Source organism: Janthinobacterium sp. SUN120, from assembly GCF_030397735.1.
Lineage (GTDB): Bacteria > Pseudomonadota > Gammaproteobacteria > Burkholderiales > Burkholderiaceae_D > Janthinobacterium > Janthinobacterium kumbetense.
Genome location: NZ_JAPUBW010000004.1, coordinates 88,073 through 106,094, shown reverse-complemented (window position 1 = coordinate 106,094; position 18,022 = coordinate 88,073). Strand labels below are relative to the sequence as shown.

The following is an 18,022-nucleotide window of genomic DNA, read 5'->3' as shown; positions in this document are numbered from 1 at the left end:
GAAATAGGAACTACACTGTGTAGTGTAATTTAACCCTTGTTAATTCTTTGCCGGGCCGCATATGCACTTGCACCGAGTCGCACGTCGTCTCTTATCCTTGGGAGTCCTAATCATCATGAGTTCTTGCACCTTGCGCGCCGCGCCTGCCGCGCCCATAGAATCGCCACAACGCCTCGACGGCAAGTTCCGCAACCCCGTGCAAATGCACAAGCTGGGCACGGCCGCAACGCTCAAGCTGATGTGGACGTTTTTCTTCGATAAGCCCGACAGTACCGTGCCGGCCGCAGCCGTGCCCGTGCAAGCCTTGACCCGGGCGCAACTGCTGGCCGCGCCCGACAACAGCTTGTTTCGCCTCGGCCACTCGACCCTGCTGTTGAAACTGAACAATGCATTCTTCCTCACCGACCCCGTGTTTTCCGAGCGTGCCTCGCCGGTGCAGTGGGCCGGACCGAAGCGTTTCCACCAGCCGCCCATCAGCATCGCCGACTTGCCGCCGATCAAGGCCGTCATCCTGTCGCACGACCATTACGACCACCTCGACCACGCGGCCGTGCTGCAACTGGCCGCCAAGACGGAACACTTTGTGACGCCGCTGGGCGTGGGCGATACCCTGGTGGCATGGGGCGTGCCGAAGGACAAGGTGCGGCAATTCGACTGGTGGCAAGGCACGACGATTGCCGGTGTGAAACTCGTCGCCACGCCGTCGCAGCATTTCTCGGGACGCGGCTTGTTTGACGGCAATCAAACCCTGTGGGCGTCGTGGGTCATCGACGCGCCCGAGGTGCGCGTGTTTTTCAGCGGCGACTCCGGCTACTTCGACGGTTTCAAGCAGATCGGCGACAAGTACGGCCCGTTCGACGTGACCATGATCGAGACGGGCGCCTACGACAAGCTGTGGCCGGACGTGCACATGCAGCCGGAACAGACCTTGCAAGCCCACCTGGACTTGCGCGGCAAATGGCTGATGCCCGTGCATAACGGCACCTTCGACCTGGGGCTGCACGCCTGGCATGAACCGTTCGACCGCATCGCGGGGCTGGCGGCCAAGCAGGGCGTGAACCTGGCCACGCCGCAGATGGGCGAGGCGGTCGACCTGGCGCAGCCGAAGAAGGGAAATAAGTGGTGGCTGGCGATGCTGGAAGAGGAAATGGCGAAGTAAGCTTGCCCTAGGCCGTCACGTCGATCAGGCGTCCCACCGTCTGGCCATAGCCGTTCAGCTGGGGCGTGCTTTTCGGCGCGGCGGGGATGGCTTGTTGCGGCACGGCCACCTTGATCGCCTGGTCCAGCTGCGGCGCCTTGACGGCGGCCGGGGCATCGGCCTGGGCTTGCTGGCTGCTGCGCTGGGTCTGGCTCAGCGATTCCTGTTCCCGCGCCAGCAGCTGGCGGCTTTGCGCCAGCTGTTCGCTGTCGCGCTGTACCTGGTTCTGGCCTTGTTCGACCCGGCGTTGCGCCGTGGCCAGCGAGGCTTGCAAGTTGTTGACGGAGCTTAGCGTGACCACATTGTTCACCTTTGAGAGTATGTCCAGGCGTGCAGGGATGGGGGAAGCCCGGACCGATGTGCTGTGCCAGGCATCATTGTCCGAACATGCCAGGCGGTAATCTTTACCTGAATCAAGAGTAGGACAAATTCTCGCACAGTTCCAGTGAATTATGTTTTCTTGATAATGCTATCGTGCGCGCTGTGTGTTGCCGCAGCGGCATGCCGGCGCTGGCGAGACACTTATCAAAGTGAGTACCCGCTGTCGCTTGTGGCCCTTGTTTGTCTGCCATCACGGATGCCGTGCCGGGAAGAGGAAAAAAGTGGTCGCATTTAAAACGTTGCTTTTTAAATAGTCAATGTGTTGTTGTTTTTCTACCGTGTCTGCGCACGCGAATGCACGGTCTGTTTGGCGCTCTGGGCTATAATTGACGGTCAGAGTTGGTTTCTTTTGCCATACAGACAGGTAGTTAACATGAATCTCAAGAGCCTCGCAATTGCCCTCGGCATGTCGAAAACGACAGTCAGCAGGGCGTTGAACGGCTATCCGGAAGTCAATTCCCGCACCCGTGAAATCGTCCTGGCCGCCGCCAAGAAAGTCGGCTACCGGCCCAACCCGCTGGCGCGCAGCCTGGCCGTCGGCCGCACCAATGTGCTGGGCATGATCTATCCGCTGCTGCCCAGCGACCTGGGCGACAGCGTCTTTCTTTCCGTGGTGAATGGCATGTCGGATGCCGTCGAAGCGTCGAAGATGAGCTTGATCATCGCCCCCGTGTCGCCGCAGAATGAACAGCCCTCGTATGAAACCATGGTGCGCGGGCGCCAGGTCGATGGCCTCGTGGTGGGCCGCACCAAGGTGGTCGACGAGCGCATCGCGTATTTGACGAAAGTGGGCTTTCCCTTTGTCGCGAATGGCCGCACGCGCATCGACGCACCGTATGCGTATTTCGATTACGACAACGACACGGGCATCGACCTGGCCGTGTCGTTCCTGGCCGCGCACGGCCACCAGCGCATCGCCCTGCTGAGCGCGCCGCTGGAGCTGCATTTTGCTTATGAGCGCAAGGAAAGCTTTATCCGCTGCATGGCGCAAGCGGGCTTGCCGGTCGATCCCCACTATTTGCTCGACAATACTTTCGACCGCCGCAGCGGTTACCAGGCCATGCAGCAATTGCTGGCTTGCTCGCCCCGTCCCACGGCCGTCATCGTCGACAATCACTTGTCCGGCGTGGGCGTGGTGCGCGCGCTGATGGATGCGGGCATCGAGATCGGCAAGGAAATCTCCGTCATCGTCTGGGGCAATGTGGAAGACACCTTGATCGGCATCAACGTCACCACCATCGACCAGCCCGATCTGCGCCGCGCCGGCGCGAAGATGGTGGAAATGCTGCAATCCCTGCTGGCCGGCACGCCGCCGGAACGGCTGCAGGAAATCTGGCAACCGGTGCTGTTGCCGGGGGCGACGGTGGGGCGCTGCCCTGAATGAAAAAAAACGCAGAGCCTCGGCTCTGCGTTTTCATTTCAAGCCCCGCTGGCCGGCTTACGCCGCGTGCTTGCTGCCGTCCGCCAGCTTGGCCAGCAATCTCGCCTTGTCCTGGCGATACGTGGCGACGGCCGCTTCCTTGACGTGGCCGAAGCCGCGGATTTTTTCGGGCAGGGTCGCCAGTTCCACGCAGGTGGCCAGGTTGTCCGCCGTCAGGTTGACCAGCATGCCGGCCAGCAATTCGCGGTATTCGACGATCAGCGCGCGTTCCATCTTGCGTTCGGCCGTGTAACCGAAGACGTCGAAGGTGCCGCCTCTGAGCCCCTTGGCTTTCGCCAGCAGCTTGAAGGCGCGCCACATCCATGAACCGAACTCCGCTTTCACCAGGTGGCCCCTGGCATCCTTTTTCGCAAACAGCGGCGGCGCCAGGTTGAATTTCACGGAGAAATTGCCTTCGAATTGCTGTTGCAATTGCTCCACGAAACGGCCATCCGTGTACAAACGCGCCACTTCGTATTCATCCTTGTAGGCCAGCAACTTGAAATAGCTCTTGGCGACAGCCGTCGACAGCTTCTGGCCCAGTCCCAGGGTGTTTTCGCGGTCGCGCACCTGTTTGACCAGGGTCAAGTAACCGTCCGCATACGCAGCGTTCTGGTAGGCCGTGAGGAACTCCACGCGTTTTTTGATGACGCTATCGAGGCTTTGCGGCATTTGCACGATGATCGCTTGTGACGGCGTGGCGATCTGCGTGACACGGCGCACGTCGACGGCGGCGCGGCGGCCCCACAGGAAGCTTTTCTTGTTCGACTCGATGCCCACGCCATTGAGTTCGATGGCGCGCAGCAAGGCCGCTTCCGTCAGCGGGATGCGGCCTTTTTGCCACGCGTAGCCGAGCATGAACAGGTTGGCGGCGATCGAATCGCCCATCAGCGCCGTGGCCAGTTTCGTCGCGTCGATGAAGTCGGCCGCGTCCGCGCCGCCCACGGATTCCTCGATCAGCTGGCGCACTTCCGCCGTCGGATATTGCCAGTCGGCATTCTGCGCAAACGTGCCCGGCGGCTGCTCGTGCAGGTTGACGACGGCCAGGCTGCGGCCAGGACGCATTTTCGACACGGCATCCTGCGCGCCGGCCGTCAGCATGTCGCAGCCCAGGATCAGGTCCGCTTCGCCCGTGGCGATGCGCTGGGCGCGGATGTGCGCGGGGGAGCGGGCGATTTTCACGTGCGAGGTGACGGAACCGTTCTTTTGCGACATGCCCGTCATGTCCAGCACGGAGGCGCCCTTGCCTTCCAGGTGGGCCGCCATGCCCATCAGCGCGCCCACGGTGATGACGCCCGTGCCGCCGATGCCGTTGATCAGGATATTGTACGGCGCGTCGCAGCCGGGCAGGACCGGTTCCGGCAGGGGGCCGAAGTTGTCCGTCTCGCCCGTTTTACTCGCGCCCGTCTTGGTTTTTTTCAGGTTGCCGCCTTCGACGGTGACGAAGCTGGGGCAAAAACCCTTGGCGCACGAGTAATCCTTGTTGCACGAGGATTGGTCGATCGTGCGCTTGCGGCCAAATTCCGTCTCTTTCGGCAAGATCGACACGCAGTTCGATTGCACGCCGCAGTCGCCGCAGCCTTCGCAGACGGCGTCGTTGATGACCATGCGTTTAGGCAAATCCGGATATTCGCCTTTCTTGCGGCGCCGGCGTTTCTCGGCCGCGCAGGTCTGGTCGTAGATCAGCACGGACACGCCTTGCACCTCGCGCAATTCGCGCTGCACGGCATCCATGTCCTTGCGGTCGTGCAAGGTCAGGTGGGTGGGCAGGTTGCTGCGGTCGCTGTAGCGGCTCAAGTCTTCCGTGACCAGGGCGATGCGGGCGATGCCTTCGGCCGCCACTTGCTGCGCCATCATCGGCACGGTGATGAGGCCGTCCACGGGCTGGCCGCCCGTCATGGCGACGGCGTCGTTGTAGAGGATCTTGTAGGTGATGTTCACCTTGGCGGCCTGCGCGGCGCGGATGGCCAGGTAGCCGGAGTGGAAATACGTGCCGTCGCCCAGGTTCTGGAACACGTGCGGCAATTCGGAAAACGCCGCTTGCCCGATCCACGGCGCGCCTTCGCCGCCCATGTGCGTGGTCAGCTTGTTCATTTCCGGGTAGATCGACGTGGCCATCACGTGGCAGCCGATGCCGGCCAGCGCCAGGCTGCCGTCCGGCACCTTCGTCGACGTGTTATGCGGGCAGCCGGAGCAGTAGAAGGCGGGACGGAACGGCGTGTTCACGGCCTTTTTCAAGACCGCGTCCTTGGCGTCGAGGAAACTCAGTCGTGCCTTGATCAAGTCGCAGGTGACGGGGTCGGAAATCAGGCGCGCGATGCGGCTGGCGATGACGCGCGCCACTTGCGAGACGGAAAAGTCGGCCTTGGACGTCAGCAGCCATTCGCCGCGCGGCGCCACCCATTCGCCTTTTTCGTCGAACTTGCCGATAACTCTAGGGCGCACGTCGTCGCGCCAGTTGTAGAGTTGCTCTTTCAACTGGTATTCGACGATTTGCCGCTTCTCTTCTACCACGAGAATTTCATCGAGACCTTGCGCAAACTCACGTACGCTGTCCGGTTCCAGCGGCCACGGCATGGCCACCTTGAACAATCGCATGCCGACGTCGGCCGCCATTTGCTCGTCGATGCCCAGTTCTTCCAGCGCTTCCAGCACGTCCAGGTAGGACTTGCCGGACGCGATGATGCCCAGCTTGGCGTTCGGGCTGTCGATGGTGGTGTGGTTGAGCTTGTTTTCGCGCGCGTAGGCGAGGGCCGCATAGATCTTGTAGTCCTGCATCAGCGCTTCCTGGTTGCGCGCCTGCTGGCCCAGCGGGATGCTCGACAGGCGCGCGTTCAGGCCGCCTTCTGGCATGACGAAATCCTGCGGAATCTTGACTTCCACGCGGAACGGGTCGGCATCGATGGAGGCCGACGATTCGACCGTGTCGGCCAGCGCCTTGAAGGCTACCGTGCAGCCGGAAAAGCGCGACATGGCCCAGCCGTGGATGCCCAGGTCCAGGTATTCCTGCACGTTGCACGGATACAAGACGGGGATCATCGAGGCGGAGAACAGGTGGTCGGACTGGTGCGGCAGGGTCGATGAATACGCGCCATGGTCGTCGCCGGCCACCAGCAGCACGCCGCCCAGTTTTGACGTTCCCGCATGGTTCATGTGCTTGAAGACATCGCCGCAGCGGTCCACGCCCGGACCCTTGCCGTACCACATGGCGAATACGCCGTCATACTTGGCCGGGCCGATCAGGTCGACTTGCTGCGAACCCCAGACGGCCGTGGCGGCCAAGTCTTCGTTGACGCCAGGCACGAACTGCACGTGGTGCGCTTCCAGCTGTTTCTTGGCTTTCCACAGGTTTTCATCGAGGCCGCCCAGGGGCGAACCGCGGTAGCCGGAGATGAAGCCGGCCGTGTTCAGTCCGGCGGCCTGGTCGCGCAGGCGCTGCATCATGGGCAGGCGCACGAGGGCCTGGATGCCGGACAGGAAGATGGCGCCGGAAGTGGCCGTGTATTTGTCGTCGAGGCTGACGGTGGTCAAACGGGAAGTGTCGGGGGGCGTAGATGGCGCGGCACCGGCGTTTCTAGCGAACGCTGCGGAGCCGTTTTCCGTGGTCACGGACATGGCTGTCTCCAAAAGGGTGTTTCAGATATCGGCTGTACAAGGGACGCGCCCGGTAAGGCGCGCACTGTGCAGACGGGATGGCCGCGTGTGGGCGGCACATAACTATTTTAAATTTAAAATAGTTAATGTGGTCAGTGTAGAACGAGTCAGGAAAGGGGGCAAATACGCTTTGCCGATGGGGGTATAAGAAATACTTATGCCATGGGCGCGAGCACATGCGCCCCCACCCAGCGCCCGCTGCCGCACAGTTCGGCGGCCACTTGCAGCACGAGGTTTTTCACGGCGTTGCCCGCATTGGTGAGGGGAATGTTTTTCGAGGCGCACAGGGCCACCGTGCGCGACAGGACGGGGCTGTGGATGGCGTAGCTGCGCATGGCGCCGCTGTCGAGCTCGGCCAGCAGGGGGGCGGCCGGCAGGATGGTGGCGCCCATGCCGGCCAGGATGGCCGATTTCAGGATGGCGATCGAGTTGATCTCGATCACGTTCGCCGTTTCCAGGCCCAGCTCGCGCGCGCGGCTGTCGATGCGCGGGCGCACGCCATGCTGCAGGCCCGGCAGGATCAGGGTGGCGCTCAAGGCTTGCTGGAACGACACGGCATGGCCGGCGGGCGCGAATGGCGAATCGTTGCGGCAGATAAAACGCATCTCCTCTTCCACCAGCGGGCTGCAGGCAAAGGGCGTCAGCTGGCCGTCGTCGAACAGCACGGCCAGGTTGATGCGGCCCGATTTGAGCTGTTCATTGAGGTTGCCCGTGATTTCTTCCGTCAGTTGCAGGGTGATTTCGGGATAGCGTTCGCGCGCGGCCAGCAGCAAGGGCAGGGCCAGGGCGCCGGATATGCTGTGCGGCAAGCCCAGGGTGACATTGCCGGACGGCCGCGTGGCGCTTTGCGTGACGGCCGAGCGGGCGTCGGCCACCTGTTTCAGGATCGCCTGCGCATGTTCGTAAAACACCTTGCCCGCATCCGTGCTGAGCACGCCCTGCGCCGAGCGGTGCAGCAGCTGCACGCCCAGTTCCTCTTCCAGCTGGCGCAGCTGCTGCGTCAGGGCTGGCTGCGCCACGTGCAGGATCAGGGCTGCGCGCGACAGCGAGCCGTGGTCGACGATGGCAACAAAGTAGCGTAATTGGCGCAGTTCCATGGGTCCCAGAAGCGGTGCGTTGAGCGGAAAAAACCGGGTGTTGCGCCACGGCGCCGAACGCGGCCAGCAGAATAACAATTTTGTTATACTCATTCTAGCGCCTTCGGTGCTCCAGCCGTGTATTTGTGGGATGACAGCATGCTCAAGAAAGTTGATTCGTCTCAATTAAAAGTGGGCATGTACATCCATGACCTCAGTTGCGACTGGATGACGCATCCATTCGTGCGCAACCGTTTCCTGTTGCGCAGCGACGATGAAATCCGCAAGATCATGCAGGCCGGCATCCACGATGTGGTGATCGACAGCGGCAAGGGCCTCGACGTGCAGGACGCGCCCACCGTGGCGCAGGCGCGCGCCGAGACGGAGCGCGAACTGGTGCAGATCGCCGCGCCGCTGCAAGTGGTCACGCGCGTGTCGCTGGGCATGGAACTGGCGCGCGCCACGCAGGTGCGGCGGCAGGCGACCAGCCTGGTGCGCACGGTGATGGCCGATGTGCGCCTGGGCAAGGCCGTCGAGCTCGACCGCGTGCAGCACACGGTGCAAGACATCACCGAATCGATCCTGCGCAATCCCGGCGCCCTCGTCGGCTTGTTGCGCATCAAGACCAAGGATGATTACACCTTTTTGCATTCCGTCAGCGTGTGCGCGCTGCTGGTGGCGTTTTGCCGCTCGCGCGGCATCGATGCCACGACCACGCACCAGGCGGGCCTTGGAGGCTTGCTGCACGACACGGGCAAGGCCCTGGTGCCCGACAGCGTGCTGAACAAGCCCGGTCCGTTGACGCCGGAAGAATTTGCCCTGATCAAGCGCCATCCGCGCGACGGCTACGACATCCTGCGCCAGTCGCCCGAGGTGGGCGCGATACCGCTCGACATCGCCCTGCACCACCACGAACGGCGCGACGGCAGCGGCTATCCGGACCAGCTGGCCGGCGACGCCATCAGCGAACTGGCGCAGATGGCCGCCATCGTCGACGTGTATGACGCGCTGACGTCGGACCGCAGCTATCACAAGGGCATTCCCGCGGCCGAAGCCTTGCGCAAGATCTATGAATGGAGCAAATTCCACTTCAATCCCGTGTTCGCGCAGGATTTCATGCGTTGCGTGGGTATCTATCCGGTAGGCACCATGGTGATGCTGGAATCGGGCCGCCTGGCCGTCGTCATCGAGGCGCACGAGAGCAATCTGCTGGCGCCGAAGGTGAATGTGTTTTTCAGTACGAAGAGCAAAACCTACATCAAGCCGGAAACGGTCGACCTGTCGCGCGGCTTCGGCTTCGGCGGCGCCGACAAGATCGTCGGCCATGAGTCGGCTACCAAGTGGCAGGTCGATCCCATGCGCTTTTTATCGCTGGCGGATGCCTAGAAAAATTCCGCCGTATCGTTCGAGGTAATGGTAGTTAACAGGCCCTTGGCGACCAGCTCGTCATAGTGGCACGCCAGGTTGCGGCCATGGCTCTTCGCGTAATACAGGGCCTGGTCGGCGCGGCCGAGGATGATGACGGGCGCTTCGTAGGCGTTGATGCTGACGAAACCCACGCTGACGGTCACCCTGCCCACTTGCGGGAAGTCGTGTGCCTCGACATTGGTACGGAAGCGGTCGATGATTTTCTGCGCATTTTCCAGCGTGATCGAGCGCAGCAGCACGACGAATTCCTCGCCGCCGAAGCGGAAGATGCGGTCTTGCGAGCGGAACGACGATTGCAGCTGGTTGGCGATCAGGATCAGCACTTCATCGCCATACAGGTGGCCAAATTTATCGTTGACCAGTTTGAAATGATCGACGTCGATCACGGCCAGCCATTGCCGTTCCGTATCCGTATGGTGGCGCCGTTCTTCATCCACGGGGCGCGGCTTTTCCGCTTCCGGTTCGCCGCGGCTTTGCAGGATTTTTGCCAGCTGGTCGTCGAAGGTCTTGCGATTCAACAAGCCGGTGAGCGAATCGCGTTCGCTGTAGTCGAGCAGGTTCTGGAAATTGCGGTACACGCTGACGATGCCGCCGATCACCTGGATGGTGGCGCCCGTGTAGGGCGTGGGATTGGTGATTTCCAGGCAGGTGGTGACCTGGTCGCCGATCCAGATGGGCAGCCACAGCAGGTGGCGGCCGTCGGCGCACAGGGTGTCGGCGCTCGCTTCATGGCGCTTGATGCAGGCGGCCAGGGCCGGGTAGTCCGACAGCGGTTCGCCCGGCAGGGTAGGATCGGTGTGCTCTTCCATGCGGGCCACGCTGCCCGCCACGATGATGGCCCGCGACCGCACGAACACCTGGCCCCGCACGGTGGTCAGGGCCAGCACACGGGTCTGCGATGCGGCAGCGAGTTCCTGGACCGCCGAGATCACGGAGATGTCGAGCATCGTGTGGTCGCGGTGCCCGGTCATGTCCACCATGTGTTTCAGTAGGGAATCCATTGTCGATCTCTGGAAAGTAGTCACACAAGTGTCGTCATACCAGCATTGCATCAAGCAAGAGCATGTTCGCGTCCGTCTACAAGAAGCCAAGATTTATTTGGTGGCATGACGCTCTGTACCGCCGGGCGAGAGGCCTTTCCAAAGAAGAGCTAAGCAGGATAATGTCTTTTTGCCTAATAGGCAATTAACGTATGCAATATTTCATGTAAATACATGAGATTCATGCACTGCATTGCAAAAAACTTGCCCTGACGAAGGCTTTCAATCCAGATCGCAACATTTGTTTGCGTCAGCCGACATGTCGACAGGGTTTGATAATTTCCATATGGAAACTTGTGGCGCGTCAATTTGCCAAAACGTGGACGCTTTATAGTCAATGCAATGGCGCAGAAATTTACGGCAGGAAACATATTAGCAGGAATGGGCAATGTTTCACACCCGATTGCGCCAGGGACTTGTGATTCACTTTTGGGAGCTTGTCATGCATACCTTCCTGTCGGCAGTACAGCAGTTTGTCAAGGATGAGGATGGCATTACGGCAATCGAATACGGCTTGATTGCGGCCTTGATGGCTACCGCCATCACGGCCGGTTTCTTGCTGATCAAGACCAACTTGCTGGCCGTCCTCACCGACATTTCGTCGAACCTGGTGTTGACGCCCTAAGCGGGTGCCCGCCGCTGGCCGGCCAGCGGCGGGTTTTTTTTCGGGAGGTGTGCCATGCCTGCAACCGCCTTGTGCGATTTGCTGTTGTTGTGCTTCGTGACGGGGGCCGCCGTCAGTGATTTGATCCGCCGCAAGATACCGAATGGTGTGGTGTTGTCCGGCATCCTCGCCGCCCTGGCCCTGCACCTGTGGCTGTGGCCGCACAGCGTGCTGCCCGTGTGGCTGGGCGGCATGGCGACGGGCTTTTTCCTCTTTTTACCCTTATATGTGCTGCGCGGCATGGCCGCCGGCGACGTCAAGCTGATCGCCATGGCGGGTGCCTTTGCCGGCCCCTGGCCCGTGCTGCAGATCTGTTTCGCCACGTTCGTCCTGGGCGGCGTGATGGCCGTGCTGATGATCACCTGGCAGGGCAAGTGGCGCGCCTGCCTGGGCAATCTGCGCCAGCTGCTGTGGCCGATGATCGCGCGCATGGCCGGCATTCCCCTGGCGCCAACTGCACTCGGCAGCCAGGCCAGCGTGGGCAACATGCCGTACGGCCTGGCCATTGCCCTGGGCTGCCTGGCGGTGCAGGGGCGCCATTATTTCTGATTGGTATTCATTGCTCTTGATCAATGGGCGCCAGTCTCCGCTCGCTAGAATGAATTCTGTTGAATGCCCTCTTAACCGGCTTGGAGACGCAGCATGACCGAGGTCGACTATTCCCTGAGCACCGAGAGTGCGCCGCGCCCTGCCGACGCGAACCTGATGCCGCCCCTGCCGCCGCAGCCGAAGAGCTTGCGTGAAACGGGACTCGAGCGGCCGCTGGTGGTCGAGCTGATCGCCAAGCTGATGTTTGTGGGCGGCAAGACGCACCTGTCCGCGCTGACGACGCGCTTGCGCCTGTCGATCAATGTCTTGCGCGAAGTGCTCGATTTCATGGTGACGGAGCAGATGGCCGAGGTGGCCTGGCGCGGCGAATCCGATATCGACGTGCAGTACCAGCTGACGGGCGCCGGCAAGCAGCGCGCCAGCGCCTTCCTCGAGCGCTGCGCGTATATCGGCGCCGCTCCCGTCACCCTGGAAGCGTACCGCGCCATGGTGGCGCGCCAGTCGTGGCTGGCGCAGGAACAGCGCGTCGGCAGCGACGATCTGGCCGCCGTGCTGGGGGGCGCGCATGCGGGGCCGGGCATGCTCGACGTGGTCGGCGCGGCCCTGCATTCGGGACGCTCGCTGCTGCTGTACGGTCCGCCCGGCAGCGGCAAGTCGACCCTGGCGCTGCAGCTGGGACAATTGCTGCACGGGCTGGTCGCCGTGCCCTACGCCATCGTCGTCGGCCAGGACATCATCCAGTTGTACGATCCGGCCCAGCACCTGCCGCCCGCGCCGCAGCACGTCAGCCATGCGCGCCAGGCGCTGGAGCGGCGCAGCACGGACATCCGCTGGGTGCTGTGCCAGCGTCCCGTGATCCACGTGGGCGCCGAGCTCGACGCCGGCATGCTGGAGCTGCGCCATGACGCCAGCGGCGGCTGCTACCAGGCGCCGCCCCATGTGCGCGCCAACAATGGCATGCTGATCATCGACGACCTGGGCCGCCAGCGCCTGGGGGCACAAGAACTGCTGACGCGGCTGATGCAGCCGCTGGCGCGCGGCAGCGACCAGCTGGGCTTGCCCGGCGGCGTGCAGATCAGCGTGCCGTTCGACAATGCCCTCGTGCTGGCCACGAACGTGCCGCCTGATGAGCTGTTTGACGCCGCCTTGCTGCGCCGCATCGGCTACAAGGTGCAGGTGGGGCCGCTGACCGAGAGCGCCTATCGCGCCCTGTTCCGCCAGCAATGCCGGCTGGCCGGCATGGCCATCGACGAGCAAGCCCTGAACCATCTGCTGCAGCTGCATGGCGCGCAGGGACGGCCCTTGCTGGCCAGCTATCCGCAGGAATTGCTGGCGCGCATAGGCGACTTCGCCGGCTTTGCCGGCAGCGAGGCGCGCCTGACGGTGGCCGCCCTGGAACAGGCCTGGGGCAGCCTGTTCGCCAGCTGCGACATGCCGGCCGCCAGCCTGTGCGAGCGCATCGCATGAAGAACCGGCGCGCCCTCCTGATGATGGGCCTGGCGGTCGTGCTGGGCCTGCTGGCCGTGCTGCTGGCCTCGCACTGGCTGCTGCGCCAGACGCCGGCCGGCAAGGGCAAGATCGTCGTGGCCGCCAGCGATGTCAACCTGGGCCAGCGCCTGACGCCGGAGATGCTGCGCCTGGCCGAATGGCCGGCGGAAAGCTTGCCGCAGGGCGCGCTGCAAGACCCGGCCACACTGGCGGGACGGGTGCTGAAAACCAGCGTGCTGCGCGGCGAGCCCCTGAGCGAGGCCAAGCTGGCGCCGGCCGGCACCCTGGGCGGCCTGTCGGCCCTGATCACGGAAGGGCGGCGGGCCATCACCGTGCGCGTCAACGATGTGATCGGCGTGGCCGGCTTCGCCTTGCCGGGCAACTATGTCGACATCATCGTGAGCACCCAGCAGGATGCCGGCGACCGCGCGTTTCCGCAAAGCCGCAACATTTCCAAGATCGTGCTCGAACGCATCCTCGTGCTGGCCGTGGCGCAGGAAGTGGGGCGCGACGAGACCAAGCCGCGCGTGGTCAATGCCGTGACCCTGGAAGTGACGCCGGAACAGGCGGAAAACCTGGACCTGGCGCGCAGCGTGGGCAGCCTGTCGCTGGTGCTGCGCAACCAGGTCGACCCGCAGCCGGGCGTGACGGCGGGCGCCACCAAGCTGACCCTGCTGGGCGGACCGCATGACGCCGAGCCGGCCCCTCCTGCCGCCGCGCCCGTGCTGGCCGCCGCGCCGCGTCCCGTGCGCGTGGCGAAGGCGCCGCCGGAACCGCAGCGCCTGTGCAGCGGCGTCATCGACGGGACGCGCCAGTCGCGCGAATGTTTTTAGCCTTTTGGCCTTTGCCTTGCTCAACCATGGACACGCTCATGAACCGCGCCCTGCTGATACTGTTCTGCCTGCTGTCGCCGCTTGCCGGCGCGGCGGCCGATCCTGGCCCGCGCTGCGGCGGCGAAGCGGCCTCGCCCGGCCACTTGCAGCTGCAGGTGGGCAAGTCGAGCATGCTGCGCTTGCCCGAGGCGGTGCAGCAGCGCAGCGTCGGCAATCCGGCCGTGGTGCAAGCCATGCTGGTCGCGCCCGACACCTTGTACGTGGTCGGCGTCGACGTGGGCAGCACGAATATGATCATCCAGGGACGAAGCGGCGTGTGCAGCGTGGTGAATGTCAGCGTCAGCATGGACCCGGCCGGCCTGCAAACGACCCTGGCGGCGCTGATGCCGGAAGAAAAAGCCATCCGCGTCACGGCCGTGGCCGACACTCTTGTACTGTCGGGTACGGTGCAAGATGCGGGCGCCGTGCTGCGCGCCGTCGAGCTGGCGCACGCCTACGTGCGCCGCGCCACGGTCGCGCTGGCGCTGCCCAAGCCCGCCGATGGCGCCGCCATGCCGCCCGCCGCCACGGCGCCCGCCAGCGGCGCGGGCGGCGCGCACAGCCGCATCATCAACATGCTCGACGTCAGCGCGCCGCAGCAGGTGATGCTGGCCGTGCAAATTGCCGAAGTGTCGAAGTCCCTGCTGGAGCGGCTGGAAGTGGGCGCCACCCTGCGCCTCGCGTCCGGCAGCTGGGCCACCACCTTGCTGTCGAACTTCCTCAGCGGCACGGCGAATGGCTTGCTCGACGTGCGCAAGTCGAATGGCCGCCAGCAGCTGACCATCGAGGCGCAGAAACAGGATGGCCTGGTGCGCATCCTGGCCGAACCGACGGTGATGGCGATCAGCGGGCAGGAAGGCAGTTTTCTGGCCGGCGGCAAGATCTTCATTCCCGTCGGCCAGGACAACAACAAGATCACGCTGGAAGAGCGCGAATACGGCGTCGGCCTGCGCTTCACGCCCACCGTGCTGTCGGGCGGGCGCATCAATCTGAAGGTGGCGCCGGAAGTGTCGGAACTGTCGCGCGAGGGCGTGGGCATTTCCGCGGCCGGCGTCAGCGGGCGTTCGATCTTGCCTGTCATCACCACGCGGCGCGCCTCGACCACGGTGCAGCTGTACGACGGCCAGAGCTACGCCATCGGCGGCTTGATCAAGAATAACCAGGTGAGCAACATCACGGGCGTGCCCTGGCTCAGCGAAGTGCCCATCCTCGGTGCGCTGTTCCGCAGCACGGATTTCCAGCACGACCGCACGGAATTGCTGTTCGTCATTACCGCGCACCTGGTCAAACCCTTGCCGGCCGATGCCGTGCTGCCGACGGCGCAGCTGGCGCCGCCTTCGCGCATGGACTTGATGTTGGGCGGCAAGATGGAAGGCACGCCGCCGTCCGTGCCGCCGCCGCGCGCGGCCAACGGTTTCGAGTTGAAATGAGACGGGGAGATACGCCATGCCGAACTCGTTCTTGACGTCGCTGCGGCGCTGCGCCGCCCTGGCCCTGGCCTTGCAGCTGGCCGCCTGCGCGCACGGCAGCACGCCGCAGCTGGACCGGCGCTTCGGCGACGCCGTGCGCCTGTCCATGGCGCAGCAGGTGCGCGATCCGGCCGCTGCCGTCAATCGCACGCCGGCCGATGGTCTCGACGGACCCAGTGCGCACGCCGTCATGCAGCGCTACCGCGCCTCGTTCGCCGAACCGAATGCCCAGGCGCCGCAGCCGGTGCAATTCATGCTGGGAGGCGGCAGTGGTAAATAGACGCCAGCACCAGCGCGGGGCGATGCTGATCGCCTTTTCCATCCTGCTCATCGTGGTGCTGGGCTTTGTCGGCCTGGCGCTCGATGTGGGGCAAGTCATCGGCCGCAAGACGGAGCTGCAGAACCTGGCCGACAATGCGGCGATGGCGGCGGCCGCGGAACTGGTGGGCACGCCCGAGGGCTTGCTCGTCGCCGTGGAAAAAGCCAAGGGCAGTGCGGCCGACCGCAGCGCATGGCGCCGCCGCATGCAGGGCGCGACTTTGTCGGACGCCAGCATCCGCTTCGCCAGCGCGCCCGACGCGCCTGCCAGCGGCTGGCATGCGGCTGGCGCCGTGCCCGACGCCGCCACGGCGCTGTTCGTGCGCGTCGATACGCAAGCCAGTACCCCCTCGCTGGGACGGGTGGCGACGGCGTTCCTCGGTGCCTGGTCGCCGGCGCTGCGCAGCCTGGAGACGGGCGCGCGGGCCGTGGCGGGGCGCACCAGCTTGTATCTGACGCCGCTGGCCATCTGCGCGCTGTCGGCCAGCGCGGCCAGCCCGCGCACGAATGCGGCGCTGCTGCCGGCCGTCGAGTTGCTGGAATATGGCTTTCGCCGCGGCGTGGCGTATAACCTGTTAAAACTCAACCCGCATGGCCCCGCGGCCGAACACTTCGTGCTCAATCCGCTGGGCCAGCCGGGCGTGCTGGGGTCGTCGCAGCAGGTCGGCGAAGCGAGCGTGCTGCCGTTTGTCTGCAGCGGCACGGTGCTGTATCCGCGCATCGGCGGCGCCCAGGTGCATGTGCACCGGCCTTTTCCCGCCGCGCTGTGGACGGCCTTCAACGCGCGCTTCAACCAGCATGCGGGCAGCGGCTGCCATGCCGTCACGGCGCCGCCCGACACGAATATCCGCGCCTATCCGAATACGGCCGCGAGCTGGTGGATGATGAACATGCCCGACGCGCCGAGCGCCCTGAGCACGGGCAATCCGCTGCTGTCCGTGGCCGATCCGGAATCGAACGCGACGCCGCCCGCCGTCGGCAGCTATGGACCGCTGTGGTCGTTTTCCCGGGCGGCCAGGTACAGCAACCCGAAGCCGGCCGGCGGCTATCTGCCGTTTGCCACCAGCGACTGGCCCAGGCTGTATCCGGCCAGCCCGGCCGCGCCGGCCGCCAAGTCCGGCTACCCAGCCACGCCGCCCTACCAGACGCTGGGCTTCCAGACGGCGCCGGCCAGCAACACGGGCGTGGCGCAGCGCCGCCTGCTGCATATTCCCCTGCTGGCTTGTCCCGTGCCGGCCGGCAGCGACGTGCTGGCGCGGGTGCGCGGCATCGGCCGCTTCTTCATGACGGCGCCGGCCAGCAATGGCGTATTGAGCGCCGAATTTGCCGGACTGGTGGACGAGGGCGCGCTGGCCGGCCCCGCGGAGCTGCTGCAATGAGGCCGCTCCGCCGCGCTGCGCGCCGCCAGGGCGGCGTCGCCGCCATCGAGCTGGCGCTGATCCTGCTGTTTTTCATGGCGCTGCTGCCCTTCGTGCTGCTGTTCGGCCGCGCGCTGCTGGTGTACACGGCCCTGCAAAAAAGCGCGCACGATGCGGCGCGCTACATGGCGACCATGCCGCTGCCGCAGATGGGCAAGTTCGACGCGGCGAGCCAGGGCGCCGCGCTGGCCCGGGAGATGGTGGCCGAGGCGATGGCGGAAAGCTGGCCGGGCATCAATCCCGCGTGGGTCAACGTGGAATGCGTGTATGCCGACGATTCCTATGCCTGCGGCAGCTACGCGACGGCGCCGCTGCAGGTGCGCATCAAGGTCACCGCCGACATGCCGGTCGATTTCCTGCCGGGGCTGACCCGCAAGTGGCTGCCGCAACTGGCGCCGATCCCGCTGCGGGCCAACGCGACGTTGCGCTATGTCCATTAACCCGCGCCTCCGCCGGCAGCGCCAGCGCGGCGTCTTCGCCGTCGAATTCGCCATGCTGGCGCTGCTGTTCTTCCTGTTCCTGTTCGCCATGCTGGAAATGGCGCGCGCCGTGTACATGTGGAACATGGTGCATGAAATTACCCGGCGCGCGGCGCGCGCGGCCGCCGTCACCGATTTCAGCAATGCCGGCGCCTTGCAAGCCGTGCGCACGCACGCCGTGCTGCGCGCCACGCCGGGCACGCTGCCGCTGGGCGGCGGCCTCGGCGACGCGCATGTGCGCATCGATTATTTGTCGGAGAGCGGTGGCGGCGCCGCGCTGGCGGCACTGCCGGTGACGGTGCTGCCGGGTTGCCCGCAGCGCAACCGCATCAATTGCTTGGACGATCCGCACGGCGCCAGCTGCATCCGCTTCGTGCGCGCGCGCCTGTGCCAGCCCGGCGTCGGCGCGCGCTGCGAGCGCGTGCCGTACCGGCCCATCCTGCCGCTGCTGGGGATGATGTTTCCCTCCGGCGCAGGCGCCATACGTTTGCCCAGCGGGACCACCATGGCGGTGGCCGAGTCGCTGGGCTATGCGGACAATCCCGGCTTTTGTCCATGAGCGCCAGTG

General features: G+C 64.6%; 16 protein-coding genes. 12 read left to right on the top strand and 4 right to left on the bottom strand.

From position 1 onward, the window contains the following. Nucleotides 1-115 precede the first annotated feature (115 nt). Nucleotides 116-1,159: an MBL fold metallo-hydrolase gene (locus O0879_RS21080; RefSeq protein ID WP_289918559.1), complete on the top strand. Its 1,044-nt coding sequence runs from the start codon at nucleotides 116-118 to the stop codon at nucleotides 1,157-1,159. Between the two features lie 7 nt (nucleotides 1,160-1,166). Here the strand turns inward: O0879_RS21080 and O0879_RS21075 are convergent, their stop codons facing one another. After that, nucleotides 1,167-1,499 carry a hypothetical protein gene (locus O0879_RS21075; protein WP_143451403.1) on the bottom strand — a complete coding sequence of 111 codons (333 nt, stop codon included), beginning with the start codon at nucleotides 1,497-1,499 and terminating at the stop codon, nucleotides 1,167-1,169. A 453-nt stretch (nucleotides 1,500-1,952) separates the two neighbouring features. On the opposite strand from O0879_RS21075, the gene O0879_RS21070 reads away from it, so the two are divergent. After that, entirely contained in the window at nucleotides 1,953-2,963 is a 1,011-nt protein-coding gene (locus O0879_RS21070; protein ID WP_077398629.1) for a substrate-binding domain-containing protein, read from the top strand. A 54-nt stretch (nucleotides 2,964-3,017) separates the two neighbouring features. Here O0879_RS21070 and O0879_RS21065 read toward each other — a convergent pair whose 3' ends face one another. Together O0879_RS21065 and O0879_RS21060 are read right to left on the bottom strand one after the other, a co-directional pair. Further along, on the bottom strand, nucleotides 3,018-6,614 hold the full coding sequence (locus O0879_RS21065; RefSeq protein ID WP_289918557.1) for an indolepyruvate ferredoxin oxidoreductase family protein: 3,597 nt from the start codon (nucleotides 6,612-6,614) through the stop codon (nucleotides 3,018-3,020). A gap of 194 nt (nucleotides 6,615-6,808) precedes the next feature. Beyond that, nucleotides 6,809-7,750: a LysR substrate-binding domain-containing protein gene (locus O0879_RS21060; RefSeq protein ID WP_289905880.1), complete on the bottom strand. Its 942-nt coding sequence runs from the start codon at nucleotides 7,748-7,750 to the stop codon at nucleotides 6,809-6,811. 138 nt (nucleotides 7,751-7,888) lie between these two features. Here O0879_RS21060 and O0879_RS21055 point away from each other — a divergent pair, with 138 nt between their 5' ends. After that, nucleotides 7,889-9,115, top strand: a complete 1,227-nt coding sequence (locus O0879_RS21055; RefSeq protein ID WP_289918553.1) for an HD-GYP domain-containing protein — start codon at nucleotides 7,889-7,891, stop codon at nucleotides 9,113-9,115. Here O0879_RS21055 and O0879_RS21050 read toward each other — a convergent pair. After that, nucleotides 9,112-10,158: a GGDEF domain-containing protein gene (locus tag O0879_RS21050; protein WP_099665830.1), complete on the bottom strand. Its 1,047-nt coding sequence runs from the start codon at nucleotides 10,156-10,158 to the stop codon at nucleotides 9,112-9,114. The genes O0879_RS21055 and O0879_RS21050 overlap by 4 nt on opposite strands. A 481-nt stretch (nucleotides 10,159-10,639) precedes the next feature. On the opposite strand from O0879_RS21050, the gene O0879_RS21045 reads away from it, so the two are divergent. The 9 genes from O0879_RS21045 (at nucleotide 10,640) to O0879_RS21005 (ending at nucleotide 18,013) form a co-directional block, all read left to right on the top strand. Further along, nucleotides 10,640-10,822, top strand: a complete 183-nt coding sequence (locus O0879_RS21045; RefSeq protein WP_034752975.1) for a Flp family type IVb pilin — start codon at nucleotides 10,640-10,642, stop codon at nucleotides 10,820-10,822. 54 nt (nucleotides 10,823-10,876) lie between these two features. Further along, nucleotides 10,877-11,410 carry an A24 family peptidase gene (locus O0879_RS21040; protein WP_289905877.1) on the top strand — a complete coding sequence of 178 codons (534 nt, stop codon included), beginning with the start codon at nucleotides 10,877-10,879 and terminating at the stop codon, nucleotides 11,408-11,410. A 93-nt stretch (nucleotides 11,411-11,503) separates the two neighbouring features. Further along, a complete protein-coding gene (locus tag O0879_RS21035; RefSeq protein ID WP_289918551.1) occupies nucleotides 11,504-12,877 on the top strand; it encodes an ATP-binding protein in 1,374 nt (457 codons plus the stop codon). Then, nucleotides 12,874-13,731: a Flp pilus assembly protein CpaB gene (gene cpaB / locus O0879_RS21030; protein ID WP_289918549.1), complete on the top strand. Its 858-nt coding sequence runs from the start codon at nucleotides 12,874-12,876 to the stop codon at nucleotides 13,729-13,731. Before O0879_RS21035 ends, cpaB begins: the two co-directional genes overlap by 4 nt. 38 nt (nucleotides 13,732-13,769) lie before the next feature. Continuing rightward, on the top strand, nucleotides 13,770-15,200 hold the full coding sequence (locus tag O0879_RS21025; RefSeq protein ID WP_289918547.1) for a type II and III secretion system protein family protein: 1,431 nt from the start codon (nucleotides 13,770-13,772) through the stop codon (nucleotides 15,198-15,200). 16 nt (nucleotides 15,201-15,216) lie between these two features. Beyond that, nucleotides 15,217-15,519 (top strand): hypothetical protein, encoded by a 303-nt coding sequence (locus O0879_RS21020; protein ID WP_289918545.1) that lies wholly within the window; start codon nucleotides 15,217-15,219, stop codon nucleotides 15,517-15,519. Beyond that, nucleotides 15,509-16,936, top strand: coding sequence for a pilus assembly protein TadG-related protein (locus O0879_RS21015; protein WP_289918542.1), 1,428 nt, complete (start codon nucleotides 15,509-15,511; stop codon nucleotides 16,934-16,936). Before O0879_RS21020 ends, O0879_RS21015 begins: the two co-directional genes overlap by 11 nt. Further along, the gene (locus O0879_RS21010) at nucleotides 16,933-17,415 is read left to right on the top strand and encodes a TadE/TadG family type IV pilus assembly protein (protein ID WP_289905871.1); all 483 of its coding nucleotides are present in this window, start codon (nucleotides 16,933-16,935) and stop codon (nucleotides 17,413-17,415) included. The genes O0879_RS21015 and O0879_RS21010 overlap by 4 nt, the downstream gene beginning before the upstream one ends. Next, complete coding sequence (locus O0879_RS21005; RefSeq protein ID WP_289912459.1) at nucleotides 17,405-18,013, top strand: TadE/TadG family type IV pilus assembly protein; 609 nt, start codon at nucleotides 17,405-17,407, stop codon at nucleotides 18,011-18,013. Before O0879_RS21010 ends, O0879_RS21005 begins: the two co-directional genes overlap by 11 nt. Nucleotides 18,014-18,022: the final 9 nt, after the last annotated feature.

Coding starts and splice junctions, on each gene's coding strand:
- O0879_RS21040 (WP_289905877.1), top strand. CDS start 10,877: ATGCCTGCAACCGCCTTGTGCGATTTGCTGTTGTTGTGCTTCGTGACG.
- O0879_RS21025 (WP_289918547.1), top strand. CDS start 13,770: ATGAACCGCGCCCTGCTGATACTGTTCTGCCTGCTGTCGCCGCTTGCC.
- O0879_RS21010 (WP_289905871.1), top strand. CDS start 16,933: ATGAGGCCGCTCCGCCGCGCTGCGCGCCGCCAGGGCGGCGTCGCCGCC.
- O0879_RS21060 (WP_289905880.1), bottom strand. CDS start 7,750: ATGGAACTGCGCCAATTACGCTACTTTGTTGCCATCGTCGACCACGGC.
- O0879_RS21055 (WP_289918553.1), top strand. CDS start 7,889: ATGCTCAAGAAAGTTGATTCGTCTCAATTAAAAGTGGGCATGTACATC.
- O0879_RS21005 (WP_289912459.1), top strand. CDS start 17,405: ATGTCCATTAACCCGCGCCTCCGCCGGCAGCGCCAGCGCGGCGTCTTC.
- O0879_RS21045 (WP_034752975.1), top strand. CDS start 10,640: ATGCATACCTTCCTGTCGGCAGTACAGCAGTTTGTCAAGGATGAGGAT.
- O0879_RS21080 (WP_289918559.1), top strand. CDS start 116: ATGAGTTCTTGCACCTTGCGCGCCGCGCCTGCCGCGCCCATAGAATCG.
- O0879_RS21035 (WP_289918551.1), top strand. CDS start 11,504: ATGACCGAGGTCGACTATTCCCTGAGCACCGAGAGTGCGCCGCGCCCT.
- cpaB (WP_289918549.1), top strand. CDS start 12,874: ATGAAGAACCGGCGCGCCCTCCTGATGATGGGCCTGGCGGTCGTGCTG.
- O0879_RS21065 (WP_289918557.1), bottom strand. CDS start 6,614: ATGTCCGTGACCACGGAAAACGGCTCCGCAGCGTTCGCTAGAAACGCC.
- O0879_RS21020 (WP_289918545.1), top strand. CDS start 15,217: ATGCCGAACTCGTTCTTGACGTCGCTGCGGCGCTGCGCCGCCCTGGCC.
- O0879_RS21050 (WP_099665830.1), bottom strand. CDS start 10,158: ATGGATTCCCTACTGAAACACATGGTGGACATGACCGGGCACCGCGAC.
- O0879_RS21070 (WP_077398629.1), top strand. CDS start 1,953: ATGAATCTCAAGAGCCTCGCAATTGCCCTCGGCATGTCGAAAACGACA.